General features: G+C 39.0%; 12 protein-coding genes. 7 read left to right on the plus strand and 5 right to left on the minus strand.

The window, feature by feature from the left end; translation table 11 throughout:
• Positions 1-41: 41 nt before the first annotated feature.
• The 6 genes from ACNHOZ_RS12140 to ACNHOZ_RS12165 all read left to right on the plus strand — a co-directional run bounded on the left by ACNHOZ_RS12140 (position 42) and on the right by ACNHOZ_RS12165 (position 8,995).
• Positions 42-1,556, plus strand: coding sequence for an alpha-amylase family glycosyl hydrolase (locus tag ACNHOZ_RS12140; protein ID WP_255899151.1), 1,515 nt, complete (start codon positions 42-44; stop codon positions 1,554-1,556).
• Between the two features lie 57 nt (positions 1,557-1,613).
• Positions 1,614-2,648: a LacI family DNA-binding transcriptional regulator gene (locus tag ACNHOZ_RS12145; RefSeq protein ID WP_255899154.1), complete on the plus strand. Its 1,035-nt coding sequence runs from the start codon at positions 1,614-1,616 to the stop codon at positions 2,646-2,648.
• Positions 2,649-2,993: 345 nt separating this feature from the next.
• Complete coding sequence (gene pruA / locus ACNHOZ_RS12150; protein ID WP_033578027.1) at positions 2,994-4,541, plus strand: L-glutamate gamma-semialdehyde dehydrogenase; 1,548 nt, start codon at positions 2,994-2,996, stop codon at positions 4,539-4,541.
• A gap of 23 nt (positions 4,542-4,564) precedes the next feature.
• Complete coding sequence (locus ACNHOZ_RS12155) at positions 4,565-5,770, plus strand: ornithine--oxo-acid transaminase (RefSeq protein ID WP_028412399.1); 1,206 nt, start codon at positions 4,565-4,567, stop codon at positions 5,768-5,770.
• Positions 5,771-5,873: 103 nt separating this feature from the next.
• Positions 5,874-7,553, plus strand: coding sequence for a M20/M25/M40 family metallo-hydrolase (locus ACNHOZ_RS12160; protein WP_255899160.1), 1,680 nt, complete (start codon positions 5,874-5,876; stop codon positions 7,551-7,553).
• A 23-nt stretch (positions 7,554-7,576) separates the two neighbouring features.
• Positions 7,577-8,995 (plus strand): amino acid permease, encoded by a 1,419-nt coding sequence (locus ACNHOZ_RS12165; RefSeq protein ID WP_033578030.1) that lies wholly within the window; start codon positions 7,577-7,579, stop codon positions 8,993-8,995.
• Between the two features lie 27 nt (positions 8,996-9,022).
• On the opposite strand, the gene ACNHOZ_RS12170 is transcribed toward ACNHOZ_RS12165, so the two are convergent.
• The 3 genes from ACNHOZ_RS12170 to ACNHOZ_RS12180 form a co-directional block, all read right to left on the minus strand.
• On the minus strand, positions 9,023-10,435 hold the full coding sequence (locus ACNHOZ_RS12170; RefSeq protein WP_033578031.1) for a sigma-54 interaction domain-containing protein: 1,413 nt from the start codon (positions 10,433-10,435) through the stop codon (positions 9,023-9,025).
• 104 nt (positions 10,436-10,539) lie between these two features.
• Positions 10,540-11,403 carry an SDR family oxidoreductase gene (locus tag ACNHOZ_RS12175; protein ID WP_028412395.1) on the minus strand — a complete coding sequence of 288 codons (864 nt, stop codon included), beginning with the start codon at positions 11,401-11,403 and terminating at the stop codon, positions 10,540-10,542.
• A gap of 138 nt (positions 11,404-11,541) precedes the next feature.
• Positions 11,542-12,033, minus strand: a complete 492-nt coding sequence (locus tag ACNHOZ_RS12180; RefSeq protein ID WP_014461618.1) for a YajQ family cyclic di-GMP-binding protein — start codon at positions 12,031-12,033, stop codon at positions 11,542-11,544.
• Positions 12,034-12,288: 255 nt separating this feature from the next.
• Here ACNHOZ_RS12180 and ACNHOZ_RS12185 point away from each other — a divergent pair, with 255 nt between their 5' ends.
• Entirely contained in the window at positions 12,289-13,152 is an 864-nt protein-coding gene (locus ACNHOZ_RS12185) for a CvfB family protein (RefSeq protein ID WP_028412394.1), read from the plus strand.
• Between the two features lie 34 nt (positions 13,153-13,186).
• Here ACNHOZ_RS12185 and ACNHOZ_RS12190 read toward each other — a convergent pair whose 3' ends face one another.
• Both ACNHOZ_RS12190 and ACNHOZ_RS12195 read right to left on the minus strand, forming a co-directional pair.
• On the minus strand, positions 13,187-13,318 hold the full coding sequence (locus ACNHOZ_RS12190) for a DUF3941 domain-containing protein (RefSeq protein ID WP_013055378.1): 132 nt from the start codon (positions 13,316-13,318) through the stop codon (positions 13,187-13,189).
• Positions 13,319-13,370: 52 nt separating this feature from the next.
• Positions 13,371-14,231, minus strand: coding sequence for a DegV family protein (locus tag ACNHOZ_RS12195; RefSeq protein ID WP_028412393.1), 861 nt, complete (start codon positions 14,229-14,231; stop codon positions 13,371-13,373).
• Positions 14,232-14,386 lie beyond the last annotated feature (155 nt).

Below are 14,386 nucleotides of genomic sequence, written 5' to 3' on the forward strand. Positions count from 1 at the left end.
AAAAGTGAGTTTGAAACAGTTCGTCTATAGGAGGGGAATAGATGAAATGGAAAAGGACAAGTATGCTACTTATACTATTATTGCTTTTTGGAAGCAGCGCCTCAGCGCAAGATCATAAAGATATACGTGATGAGGTGATATACTCATTGATGATTAACCGTTTTTATAACGGAAGTGAACAGAATGATCGAAATGTTAACTATGAACGCTCAGATGCCTATTATGGAGGCGATTTACAGGGAGTAGCACAAAAGTTAGACTATATTCAAGAGATGGGATTTACCGCTGTTTTATTGACTCCTTTTATGGAAAATGATGAGACAGGCTATCATGGATATGCGGTGACCGACCATTATAAAATAGACGATCATTTTGGAACGTTAAAAGACTTACAAAATCTTGTGAAGAAAGCACATGAGCGCAATATGAAAATTATGGTCGAATTTCCTTTGACAATCAGTAACAATCATACCTGGATAGCAGATAAAGGAAAACAAACATGGATAAGTAATGAATCCGGTACGGATAACGAAGTAATTAAAGCATTGCCTCACCTTAATTTAAAAGAAAGCGCCGTGCAGAAATACCTTATTAAAAATGCTGCCTGGTGGAGCAAACAAGCAGATATTGACGGATATTACGTTAAAGATATCGATCAAGCTCCTTCTGCATTTATTTCATCCTTTTCTCAGACGTTAAAAAGCATGGATCCTTCCTTTCTATTAATAGGAGAAATAAACGGGCATTCATTAAAAAAAAGTGAGCAGGCTGATTCATTAGGAATGGATTTGCTTGTAGATAGAACGCTAGCCGAAGCCACTGCTGCTACGTTTAGCGTTACTAATCGTCCGCAGAAAATGTTGTATGACAAGTGGGAAAAAGGAAGTAATTTGCCTTTAGCCAATTTTTTAGATGATGTTCATAGCACACGTTTTACAGCAAAAGCATTAAAGAGTGAAAACCATCCTGGAGCCCGAACAAAGCAAGGGCTTTCCTACCTTTATACTGCGCCGAGTGTACCGATCGTTTTTTATGGAACAGAAATTGCGCTGAATGGGGGAAAGGGAGCAGAAAATTATGGCATGATGAATTTTTTAGCTAATCCCGATATTATAGATCATTTAAAAAAACTGGCTGAACTTAGAGCGAAATCGCCTTCTCTTCGAAAAGGAAGCTTTACCATTGTGTCTGAGCAAAAAGGTGTGGCCGTGTACAAGAGAAGGTATAAGGACGAAACGACGTTTGTGGTGATTAATAATACAAAGGAAACGTCAGCCATTAATGTCCCGCTTAAAAAAGTTGGAAAAGAAAATGAACTAAGAGGGTTAATAACGGAAGGAATTATACGACCAGTTGACGATGTATACAACATTTCATTGGAGCCTGAGACGACAAATGTATATAAAGTAGTGAAAAAGTCAGGGCTCAACATAGGATATATCGCAGCGGTTGCCGCTGTTTATACGGGATTTGGCATCTTTTTGTACAAAGCATCGTCAAAAAGAAGAAAAGAAAAGAAAATTTCTCAATCTCATAAAAAGGACAGCGCGTCGTAGTTGTCAAACTATATTGGATAAGTAGTAATGAAGAAAACATAATTAAGAGGTGGAATTATGGGTGTAACAATAAAAGATGTGGCAAATTTAGCAAATGTAGCCCCTTCGACGGTATCTCGCGTCATTGCAGACAGCTCAAGAATTAGTGAAAAAACAAAACAGCGCGTGCGATCGGCTATGAAAGAACTTGGTTATCACCCAAATATTATTGCGCGAAGTCTAGCAAATCAAACGACAGAGGCAGTCGGCCTAGTGATGCCGAGCTCAGCAGACAAGGTGTTTCAAAATCCATTCTTCCCAGAAGTGCTAAGAGGAATCAGCACCGGAGCTCACGAAAACAAAAGAGCGATTTATATGTCCACTGGAGAAACGGAAGAAGAGATTTTTGCAGAAGTTGTTCAAATGGTACAGGGAAGACGAGTGGATGGATTAATTTTGCTGTACTCCAAAGTTGATGATCAAGTACTTTCTTATTTGCAAGAACAGAGCGTTCCGTTTGTAGTTATTGGAAAGCCGTTTAAGCATAGTGAAAGCATCACGTTTGTTGATAACGACAATTTTAAAGCTGGAAAAGAAGCGACGGAATATTTAATTGAATCTGGTCATGAGCGTATTGCTTTTATTGGTGGAAGTCTTGAATTAGTCGTTACCATTGACCGTTTAACAGGCTATGATAAAGCGATTCAAAAAGCAAACATTCCTTACCGGGATGAGTATGTGATTCATGAAGAATTTCTACAGAAGGGAGGAAAAGAAGCTGTTTGCGAACTTTTATCTCTAAAAGAACGTCCAACGGCTCTAGTAGTAGCAGATGACCTAATGGCATTAGGCGTTTTAAATACATTGGATGAAATGGGAATTTCGGTTCCTGAAGACATCTCTATTGTCAGTTTTAATAATGTCTTAATCGCTGAAATGGCTAGACCAGCTCTTACATCAATTGATATTAATATTTTTGAACTTGGTTATCAGGCTGTAAGCTGCTTGATTAAGCAGATTGAAACGCCATATGCTGTTGCAGAACAAGTGCGCGTTCCTCACAAAATGATTAAAAGACAGTCCTGCAAAACCATTCAAATGATGAAAAGATAACGTAATACACAAATAGAAAGAGGCTGAGACAAAAGTAGTGTAGTTGAAGGAAGATCCGAACGAGTTTGATTCTTGATGGAGAATCAAACTCGTTCGGATTTTTTCGTTTTTAGATTGAATTGATTTAGGTATGTCTCAACATCCTCTTTACGCAAAAAAAATTGGCATTTTAAGCGCCAAAAAAATATACATATGCCAATTATTTTTTCTTTTATCAAAAAGAAAGAATGATATAAGTAGTGAAAGCCTTGATGATAAAGAGGCTGTAAAGTTTTATTAAAAGTTGGCACGCTATTTGCATAACTATAAAGTAAACAAAGATTTGCATACTAGGAGGCATATATCATGGTAGTTTCTTATTCTCATGAACCATTTACAAATTTTAAGGACGAAAACAATAAACAGGTATTTCAAGAAGCATTAACATATGTGAATACACAGCTTGGCAAGACGTATCCACTTGTAATCAACGGTGAAAAAGTGGAGACCGAAGAGAAAATTACGTCTGTTAACCCAGCAAACATAAAAGAAGTAATTGGATATGTATCTACAGTAAATAAAGATCTAGCAGAGCAAGCAATGCAGTCAGCTCTAAAAGCTTTTGAAACGTGGAAAAAGTGGAAAGTAGAACACCGAGCAGATATTCTTTTCCGCGCAGCGGCCATCATTCGTCGAAGAAAGCATGAATTTTCTAGTTATCTTGTAAAAGAAGCAGGAAAGCCTTGGAACGAAGCAGATGCTGATACAGCAGAAGCAATTGATTTTTTAGAGTACTATGCACGTCAAGTCCTGACATTAAAAGACGGTTCCCCAGTACAGAGCCGAGACGGTGAGTATAATCAGTACAATTATATTCCGCTTGGCGTAGGTATTATTATTTCACCATTTAACTTCCCGTTAGCTATTATGGCTGGAACCGCAGTAGCAGCTATTGTAACCGGAAATACGATTTTATTAAAACCAGCTGATGCCACTCCTGTAGTAGCAGCGAAATTTGTAGAAGTAATGGAAGAAGCAGGATTACCAAAAGGCGTATTAAACTTTATTCCTGGTGCTACACCTGAAATTGGTGACTACTTAGTGGAACATCCAAAAACACGCTTTGTTTCATTTACCGGCTCGCGTGCAGTGGGTTGCCGCATTTACGAAAGAGCAGCAAAAGTACAGCCGGGGCAAAAATGGCTAAAACGTGTTATAGCTGAAATGGGCGGAAAAGACACGGTGGTTGTAGACAAAGATGCTGATCTTGATTTAGCAGCTTCTTCAATCGTATATTCTGCATTTGGTTTTGCAGGGCAAAAGTGCTCCGCAGGTTCTCGTGCTGTTGTGCATCAAGATGTATATGATGAAGTGCTTGAAAAAGCAGTTGCGCTAACAAAAACATTAACTGTTGGCAACCCGGAAGAAGTTTCGACTTATATGGGACCTGTTATTCACGAGGCTTCGTACAATAAAGTATTATCGTATATTGAAATTGGAAAAGAAGAAGGGCGTCTCGTTGCGGGAGGAGAAGCAGACAATTCAACTGGATACTTTATTCAGCCAACTATTTTTGCGGATGTAGATGAAAAAGCTCGTCTCATGCAAGAAGAAATTTTTGGTCCGGTAGTAGCATTCTCTAAAGCGCGAGATTTTGATCATATGATGGAAATTGCAAACAATACAGAATATGCATTAACAGGCGCTTTATTATCAAATAACCGCGAGCATATTGAACGCGCCCGTGAAGAGTTCCATGTTGGAAACCTGTATTTTAACAGAGGATGTACAGGAGCGATTGTAGGGTACCAGCCTTTTGGCGGATTTAATATGTCAGGAACGGATTCAAAAGCAGGGGGACCGGATTATCTAGTTCTTCACATGCAAGCAAAAACAACATCTGAAACATTCTAATTGGAAAATAAGGAGGAATAAATATGACAACTGAAACACAAAAAACGGTGAAAATTATTGAGCAAACAGAAAAGTTTGGGGCACATAACTATCATCCGCTGCCGATTGTAATTGAAAAAGCAGAAGGCGTATGGGTACACGATCCAGAAAATAATAAATATATGGATATGCTAAGCGCGTATTCCGCTGTTAACCAAGGACATCGTCATCCGAAAATTATTGAAGCATTAAAACGTCAAGCTGATAAAGTAACGTTAACGTCACGAGCGTTTCATAATGATCAGCTTGGTCCATGGTATGAAAAGATTTGTAAATTAACAAATAAAAATATGGCTCTTCCAATGAATACGGGAGCAGAAGCGGTTGAAACAGCCATTAAAGCTGCACGCCGCTGGGCTTACGATGTGAAAGGTGTTGCTGAAAATCAAGCACAAATCATCGCATGTGTGGGCAACTTCCACGGTCGTACAATGACAGCTGTTTCATTATCATCCGAAGCAGAATATCAACGTGGTTTTGGACCGATGCTTCCAGGGCTTCAAACGATTCCTTACGGTGATTTAGAAGCGTTAAAAGCCGCTATTACACCAAATACGGCCGCATTTTTAATTGAGCCAATTCAAGGCGAAGCAGGTATCGTTTTACCTCCAGAAGGCTTCTTAAAAGCTGCAGCTGACTTATGTAAAGAACATAATGTGTTATTTATTGCGGACGAAATCCAAGTCGGCTTAGCGCGTACAGGCAAAATGTTTGCTTGTGATTGGGAAGGCGTAGAACCAGATATGCTGATTTTAGGTAAAGCGCTTGGAGGAGGAGTTTTCCCTATCTCTTGCGTAGTTGCTAACGAAGACATTTTAAGTGTCTTTAACCCTGGTTCTCATGGTTCAACGTTTGGCGGAAACCCGCTTGCTTGTGCCGTATCATTAGCTGCTTTGGAAGTAATTGAAGACGAGGAACTTCCAGCGCGTTCATTAGAATTAGGTTCTTATTTCAAACAGAAGCTCCAAAGCTTAAGCAATCCAGTTGTGAAAGAAGTGCGCGGCCGCGGTCTATTCATCGGGGTAGAATTACACGAAGAGGCTCGTCCTTATTGTGAAAAATTAAAAGACCAAGGTTTGCTTTGTAAAGAAACGCACAGTACGGTTATTCGTTTTGCTCCGCCGTTAACGATTTCAAAAGAAGAGTTAGACTGGGCAATTGAACGAATTGAAAAAGTATTTGCTGAGTAATCGGTTTAAAATAAATAAAAGTAGTACGATATGTATATATCGTACTACTTTTATTCATATGCAGCTAAAGGAAGTTTTTATTTGATAGGCAGGAGGAATAGAAGTGTATACCCAACTCTCACGGCTAAGCATTGAAGAGCAAGTTGAATGTTTAACACAAGCGTTAGTGAAAATCAAAAGTATCAATGGGACAAGCGGCGAAGTAAAGATTGCTGATTTTATTAAAAACACGCTTCAAAGTTTTCCTTATTTCAAAGACAATCCGCTTCACGTTTGGGAACAGAAAATTAATGGCGATACGCTAGGCAGAAAAAATGTATTTGCTTTTATTCAAGGCAGCCAAAAAAATGCTCAAACAATTATTTATCACGCTCACTTAGATACGGTTGGCATTGAAGATTTTGGTCCATTAAAAGACATAGCGTTAGATCCAGAAGAACTTCAGCACTATTTCTCTATGCATAACATTAATGAAGATGTACAGCGAGATGCTCGTTCAGGTGAATGGATGTTTGGAAGAGGAGCCGTTGATATGCAAAGTGGAATTGCTGTACATTTAGCCAATGTGCTGCATTTTACTAAGCATCCAAATCAATTAGAAGGAAACGTCCTTTTTATGGTCAACCCAGATGAGGAAAGTCAGCATGCTGGAATTATTTCTGCTGTTTCTGAACTGAACCGTTTGAAAAAAGAGAAAAATCTTTCATATGTAGCAGCGATTAATACCGACTTTATTACACCTCTTTACGATGGAGATTCCACGCGCTATATTTATACAGGAGCTGCTGGGAAACTGCTTCCATGTTTTTATATTTACGGAAGGGAGGTACACGTAGGAGATACGCTTGCTGGTATAGATCCTAATTTGATTGCATCTGAGATTACGGGAAGCATCCATAACAATATTAATCTAGCTGAAAATATTGAAGGAGAGCTGGTACTGCCACCTTCCTGTCTGTATCAACGAGATAATAAAGAGGCTTATAATGTGCAAACCGCCGTAAGCAGTCATTTGTATTTTAACTATTTCATCTATGAACGAACGGCAAAAGAAGTGATGAGTCAATTAATTGGATTATCAATCGAAGCATGTGAAAAAGTAGAGAAAAAACTTTCTGATTATTACGAACTTTTTGCACGAAGAACGAATTTACCAAAGCGAAACTTGTCTTGGAAAGTGGATGTTGTGAGTTTGGAAGATTATCTGGAAGAATTGGATCAAAAAGGGATAAATGCTCAGGCTTGTATTGAACGAGCTTTCGAACAGTATGCGCATTTAGAACTTAGAACAAGGTGCTTTAAAGTAATTGAAGAACTTCAAAAGTTAGATCCGCATCAAAGTCCGCGCGTAATTGTCTTTTTTGCACCGCCTTACTTGCCTCATAATCACTTGAAGAAAGACGAAAGCAGAGATCAGCAGCTTCTTTATCCTTTACAAGCGGCTGTGGAGAAGGTTGGAAAACAGACGGGAGAGACGTTTCAGTTTAAAAAATTTTTTCCCTACCTAGCGGATGGCAGCTTTTTATCTCTTCATGAGACAGATGAGGAAATCGATGCTTTTACACGTAACTTTCCGGGGTGGGGGATTGCAGGGGCGATTCCTTTCCGTGAAATTCGGGAGTTAAATATTCCGTCCATCAATATAGGAGTATATGGGAAAGACGGACATAAGTGGACAGAGCGAGTGTATAAGCCTTATTCGTTCGGCGTCCTTCCTAAGCTGATTCAAGAAACAACTGTTCAGATGCTAAAAAGTAGGCATGCTTGTACAAACCACATATAAGAAAATGAAGAACGGAGGTACCGATGAATAGACATACAGAACAAAACCAATTACAGAGAACAATGAAAAGCAGACATTTATTTATGATTGCGTTAGGAGGCGTGATTGGAACAGGCCTATTTTTAGGTTCGGGTTTTACTATTAGCCAGGCAGGGCCGGGAGGAGCCATTCTTGCTTATATAATAGGCGGCTTCCTCATGTACTTAGTTATGCTTTGTTTAGGAGAGCTAGCGGTAGCAATGCCGGTTTCAGGTTCTTTTCAAGAATACGCTACAAGGTTTTTAGGACCTTCTACAGGCTTTATGATTGGATGGCTGTACTGGTTCAGCTGGGCAAATACGACAGGGCTTGAATTTACGTCAGCAGGAATTTTAATGCAGAGGTGGTTTCCTGATGTACCTATATGGTCATGGTGCTTGATTTTTGGCGTCATTACGTTTTTAATTAACGCTCTTTCTGCTCGAAGCTATGCTGAAACTGAATTTTGGTTTTCGAGCATTAAAGTTACCGCTATCATTCTATTTATTTTAATTGGAGGAGCTGCTGTTTTTGGTTTTATCGACTTTAAAGGAGGAGAATCCGCACCGTTTCTTTCGCATTTTACCCAAGGCGCAGGTCTTTTTCCAAATGGGATACTGGCAGTTCTATTAACTTTAGTAACGGTTAACTTTTCGTTTCAAGGAACGGAGCTTGTCGGCATTGCAGCAGGAGAAAGTGAAAGCCCTGAGAAAACGTTGCCGAGATCCATTCGAAACGTCATTTGGAGAACGCTGTTTTTCTTTGTGTTAGCTATGTTTGTGTTAGTCTCTATTCTTCCATATAAAACAGCGGGAGTTATTGAAAGTCCGTTTGTGGCCGTATTAGATCAAATTGGCATTCCATATGCAGCGGATATCATGAACTTTGTCATTTTAACAGCTGTGTTATCCGTGGCGAACTCCGGGGTCTACGCTGCTTCTCGTATGCTTTGGTCACTGTCAAACAATAATATGGGACCAAAACCTTTGAAGAAGTTGTCTTCAAAAGGTGTTCCAATTAACGCATTAATTGTGACGATGATTATTTCAGGGTGCTCGCTGATTACAAGCGTCGTGGCTGCCGAAACCGTATATCTTTGGTTTATTTCGATTTCAGGAATGGTGACCATTATTGTTTGGATGTCCATTTGTGCCTCTCAATTTATGTTCCGCCGTCGTTTTTTAGCGGAAGGAGGAGACGTAAAGGAGCTTAAATTTAAAACGCCGCTTTATCCGTTTGTGCCTATTCTAGGTTTTTGTTTGTATGGACTTGTATTAATCAGCTTAATTTTTATCCCAGATCAACGAATTGGTCTTTACTGCGGGGTTCCTTTAATTGTTGTACTCTACGTGTATTATCACATAGGAATCAAGAAAAATATTAATCAAAAACAATCGGATTCACCGGTTTATAAAGCAAAATAAAAAAGAAGTGCACAGTGCACTTCTTTTTTATTTAGATCGGATGCTTAATCGTTTCATACGATACTGCAAGCTTTGTCTAGTCAGCCCTAGTATCTTAGCGCTTTTTGAGATGTTGTGGTTGTGTTGTTCAAGCGTTTGTTTAATACATTCTGCTTCAAACGCTAACAGCTGTTCCTTTAAAGGAAGAGAAGGGTGAAAAGCGCTTGGATAAGAGGGTGCTTCACCGCTTGTTTTATCTTCAAAATGTTCATGCTGCTTTAGCTGGAACTTTGTTCTGTATTGAAAAGGAAGGTGAGAATAGTGAATAACATCTTCATCCATCACCAAGTTCATTGCACCTTCAATAATGTGTTCTAATTCCCGTACGTTTCCTGGCCAGTCATAAGAGAGAAAAGAAGACATGACTTGGTGATCTACGGTTTTTACATTCATCTGAAACAAATCATTGTATTTTTTGATGAAAAACTTTGTTAATTCAATAATATCTTCTTTTCGTTCACGAAGAGGAGGAATAAAAAGCGTCACGACGCCAAGTCGATAATATAAGTCTTTACGTAATCGATTTTCTGCAATCGCATCGATTGGGTCTTCATTCATGTTCGCGATGACTCGAACGTTCACCGGTTTGTCTACGGTATCCCCAATTCTTCGTACGGTTTTTTCTTGCAGTACTCGAAGAAGCTTAGCCTGCAGATTTGGATTCAACGAGTTGATTTCATCTAGCAGTAATGTGCCTCCTTGCGCTTGTTCGAAAAGACCAGGATTATCCATTGCACCTGTAAAAGCTCCGCGTTTCGTACCGAACAAAAGGCTTTCAATTAAATTATCCGGTAGCGCAGCACAGTTTTGTGAAATAAAAGGAGCAGAAGAGCGGCTGCTGCCATTATGTATGCTTTGAGCAAACAGTTCTTTCCCCGTGCCTGTTTCTCCAATAATTAAGACATAAGAAGGAGTTCTAGTGGCGCGTTTGGCGTCTTCAATCACATCGTGAACGGCTTGACTGCTTCCGATGATGCTATCAAACGTAAAGCGTGTGTTTCCTTTTTGCCTAATGTTTTGCCGGATTAGACGCTCCAGTTTCGTCACGTCCTGAGCAATTTCAACCGCTCCTTGAATGACACCGTTTTTTAAAATAGGGAAGGTATTATTAATCGTCGTGATTTCTTGTCCTTGATTGTTGAAATACGTTTGTTTGACGTTAACCGTTTCTTTTCCTTTTTGCAGCGCCTGTACAAGCGTGCTTTGCTGATTTTCTTTGAACATAAACACATCTAACAAGTTTTTATGTAAAACGTCTTGTTCATCCATCAGCTCCATCTTTGTCATCTTTTCATTGTAAATAATCGTTTTTCCTGTTTCATCGACCGCATGGATACCGGCATCGACTTTATTTAAAATGGTTTCATATATATGTTTAAGAGTGCTTAATGTATCGGTCATTCAAATACTCTCCTTTAGCGGTGTTCATATCTCTATTTAAACAAAAATAGCTGAATTCTGATAGTGTTTCCATAGAAAAATAAATGAATGACCGAAGAGAAATGTTATCCGTTTACAATGGATCCTCCATTAATGTGAAGGACTTGCCCGGACATATAAGAAGAATCAGAGCTTGCCAAATATACATAGGCCGCTCCGAGCTCAGAAGGCTGTCCTGCTCGTTTCATAGGTGTGTTAGACCCAAATGTTGCAACTTGCTGTTCGTCGAACGTAGACGGAATAAGAGGTGTCCAAATAGGTCCTGGAGCTACGCCGTTTACGCGAATGCCTTTTGTTGCGAGTGAAGCTGACAAAGAACGTGTGAAAGCCACGATAGCACCCTTGGTTGAAGAGTAATCAATTAATTGGTCATGCCCATGATAAGCTGTCACAGAAGTTGTGTTAATAATCGCGCTTCCTTGTTTTAAATGAGGCAATGCAGCTTTGGTTAAATGAAAAATTGAAAAAATATTCGTTTGAAACGTACGGGTAAGCTGTTCAGTGGTGATATCCGTAATGCTTTTTTGAGGATGCTGTTCAGCTGCATTATTGACTAAAATGTCTATTTTTCCGAAAGTCTGAATGGCCTTTGAGACGACTTCTTGACAAAAATGCTCATCTCCTATGTCACCAGCAAGCAACAAACAAGAAGCCCCCATTCGTTCAACTTGTTTTTTAGTTTCATTTGCATCATCATGTTCATTCAGATAGGTTACGACAACATTTGCGCCTTCTTTCGCGTAATGATAAGCGACAGAACGTCCAATTCCGCTGTCTCCTCCGGTGATAACGGCTACTTTATTCTGTAATTTTCCGCTTGCCTTATAGTCTGGAGCGATAGAGGTAGGGACTGGATGCATATCTTTCTCAATACCTGGCTGAGTTTGCTGATGCTGAGGAGGGAAGTTTTGTTTTTGATTTTGATTCATTAGTATACACTCCTTAATTAATATGAGTATGTAAGCGTATACTAGTATTTGTTAAGAGAGTGTATCTATGCATAGGGATAAGCCTAAACGGATAAAAAAGGCTTTAAAAGAAAAAATGAATGCCGGGGGCATCCATTTTTAGCGGTAATTAATAAATTGTACGTCAATAGGTAAATCAGCGCTGCGAATAGCTGAAATAATTTGCTGCAGGTCATCACGATTTTTACCGCTTACGCGAAGCTGATCATCTTGAATTTGGCTTTTTACTTTTAAACCGGTATTTTTAATAATTGTATTTAGCTTTTTAGCGTTGTCTTTGTCGATACCTTGAATTAACTTAGCGCGCTGTCTAACCGTTCCTCCAGAAGCATTTTCAATTTTACCGTAGGAGATATTGCGTGTAGGTACGCCGCGTTTGATGAGCTTAGAAATCAGTACGTCTTTTAACTGTTCAAGCTTAAATTCATCATCAGAAATAAGAACAAGCTCTTCGTTTTCGAGCGAGATTTCGCTTTTACTGCCTTTAAAATCATAGCGGGTTTTAATTTCCTTTGTTGCCATGGTAATGCCGTTTGTTACCTCTGATAAATCAACTTGTGACACAACGTCAAATGAACTATCTTTAGCCATAATAACCTCCATATGTAAAGAGTTTGTTCTTTTATTATAAATAAAACACAAACTGTATACAACTGATATTGAATAGAGAGCCGGTAATTGATACAATACAAGTTATGCTTTTTGTTGTAAGCTATAGAAGCAGCTTTTTTAAACAATGCATGCATTTTAGTTGATTTGAAATTTGAAATGCTGTTTGATGCAAAGTGAGAAGGTATGTGGTGAAGGAACAATCACTACTAATTTATATAAAGGATGGATAGAACGATGAATGTAGAAGCTGGGATGAAAGCGTATTTAACAGTAAACCGGGAAACGCCGATTGGTTATATGTTAGCAGAAGGTGAAGAAGAAATTTTGCTACATAAAAATGAAACAACAAGAGAGCTTGCTGAAGGAGAAGAAGTAGAAGTTTTTTTATACCTTGATCAGCACGACCGCTTAACCGCAACGATGCACTTACCTCTTGTTGAAGAAGGTGTCTATGAGTGGGTTGAAGTCGTAGATGTTAATCCGGGTTTAGGCGTGTTTGTAAATATCGGCATGAACAAAGATATGTTAATTGGTTCAACAGACTTACCTGCGTTAGAAGAGCTGTGGCCAGAAGTTGGAAACAAAGTTTATTGTACGATGAAGATTTCAAAGCGCGGTAAAATGTACGGGAAAATTGCTACAGACGATGTGATGAAAGCAATGGCATTAGATGCTCCACCTGAACTTTTTAATCGTGAAGTGAGCGGATATATCTACCGCGTCCTGCGCGTAGGTTCATTTATTATGACAGATGAAGGATATGTTGGATTTATTCACGAAAGCGAAAGACGTAAAGAACCGAAGCTTGGTACGCATGTAACTGGCCGCGTCATTAATGTAAAAGAAGACGGAACGCTAAACGTATCGCTTCTTCCGCGCAAACAAGAAAGCATGGATGAAGATGCACAAGTACTATACGATTACATGGAAAGCCGCGGTGGCGTTATGCCATTTTGGGATAAAAGCTATCCAGAAGATATTCGTGAGCGCTTTAATATGAGTAAAGCTGCGTTCAAACGTGCGCTTGGTAAACTAATGAAAGAAGGAAAAGTTTATCAAGAAGAAGGATGGACATATTTTAAAAAAGAAGAAAACTAAAAGGAGAAGCCGCTGAAAACTCAGCGGCTTCTTTTTATAAGTGATCAGTTTTTTTAGAAAATGAATGTTTTCCAAGCTCACGGTTATGCTTAGCTTGCAGATTCTTTTCGTGAAGCTTTGCGTTATTATCTTTTGCTTTTTTATCGTTATCGCTCGTTTTTGGCATTGTGATACACCCCTTTTTGATCGTACCTTTAGAATGCCCTGACCTCTTTAAATTATTCGATGGTTTCGTTCAAAAAGAAGACTGCAATTGTCCCTGGGCCAGAATGAGAACCTATGGCTGCACCAATAATATTAATAATAAAATGTTTGGTGCCAAAACGTTCTTGAATCATCTCTTTCAGCTGAAGAGCTGTTTCTAAATCATCTCCATGGCTAATTCCAATGGTTTGAGAAGAGAGATTTTTTCCTCGCTCTTCCATCACGTCAAGCATGCGTTTAAATACTTTTTTACGGCCGCGGATTTTTTCGATTGGAATCAATTTTCCATCTTCCACATGAAGCAGCGGCTTAATATTAAGCAGACCTCCTACAAAAGCAGAAGCTTTGCTCACGCGGCCTCCTTGAGCAAGAAAATCCAAGTCATCAACCGTAAAAATATGCTCCATATGCAGAGCGTATTGCTTTATTTTTTCTGTCATTTCTACTAGCGAGAGGTTTTGGTGTAATAATTGTGCTGCATAATAAGTAACTACTCCCTGGCCAAGAGATGCACATTTCGTATCGATTATTTCTAATTGGAAATCGGGATACTTTTCTAGGAGTTCTTCTCGAATCATCATTGCTGTTTGATATGTACCGGACAATTCCGAAGAAAAAGCTAAATAAATGCACGAATCACCTGATTTAGCTATGTTCTCAAAGACTTCATACATAGTAGTTGGAGCCGCTTGAGACGTTTTTGGCATCTTGCCTTTACGGATGGCTTCGTAGACAGAAGCTGGTTCAATCGTTTGTAGATCTAAAAATTCTTGATTATCCAAGCTTACGCGAAGCGGTAAAAAGCCAACGTTATTTTCTTGAAAAAAGGATAAAGGCAAATCGCTTGCACTATCGGTTAAAAGTTTAATTGACATAAATGTCACCTTCCTAATTGCATTTATAAAATATGAAATGAGTTTGATGTATAAACATTGAAAAGCGTTATATACGACATAGTATTAGTGTATAAGCACTTTGAGGAAAATACAATTTTTGAATAAGTTTTTTTAATTCTGCCAAATCGTACATA

Source organism: Priestia sp. D51 (genome assembly GCF_053345675.1).

Coding starts and splice junctions, on each gene's coding strand:
- ACNHOZ_RS12140 (WP_255899151.1), top strand. CDS start 42: ATGAAATGGAAAAGGACAAGTATGCTACTTATACTATTATTGCTTTTT.
- ACNHOZ_RS12145 (WP_255899154.1), top strand. CDS start 1,614: ATGGGTGTAACAATAAAAGATGTGGCAAATTTAGCAAATGTAGCCCCT.
- pruA (WP_033578027.1), top strand. CDS start 2,994: ATGGTAGTTTCTTATTCTCATGAACCATTTACAAATTTTAAGGACGAA.
- ACNHOZ_RS12155 (WP_028412399.1), top strand. CDS start 4,565: ATGACAACTGAAACACAAAAAACGGTGAAAATTATTGAGCAAACAGAA.
- ACNHOZ_RS12165 (WP_033578030.1), top strand. CDS start 7,577: ATGAATAGACATACAGAACAAAACCAATTACAGAGAACAATGAAAAGC.
- ACNHOZ_RS12170 (WP_033578031.1), bottom strand. CDS start 10,435: ATGACCGATACATTAAGCACTCTTAAACATATATATGAAACCATTTTA.
- ACNHOZ_RS12175 (WP_028412395.1), bottom strand. CDS start 11,403: ATGAATCAAAATCAAAAACAAAACTTCCCTCCTCAGCATCAGCAAACT.
- ACNHOZ_RS12180 (WP_014461618.1), bottom strand. CDS start 12,033: ATGGCTAAAGATAGTTCATTTGACGTTGTGTCACAAGTTGATTTATCA.
- ACNHOZ_RS12185 (WP_028412394.1), top strand. CDS start 12,289: ATGAATGTAGAAGCTGGGATGAAAGCGTATTTAACAGTAAACCGGGAA.
- ACNHOZ_RS12190 (WP_013055378.1), bottom strand. CDS start 13,318: ATGCCAAAAACGAGCGATAACGATAAAAAAGCAAAAGATAATAACGCA.
- ACNHOZ_RS12195 (WP_028412393.1), bottom strand. CDS start 14,231: ATGTCAATTAAACTTTTAACCGATAGTGCAAGCGATTTGCCTTTATCC.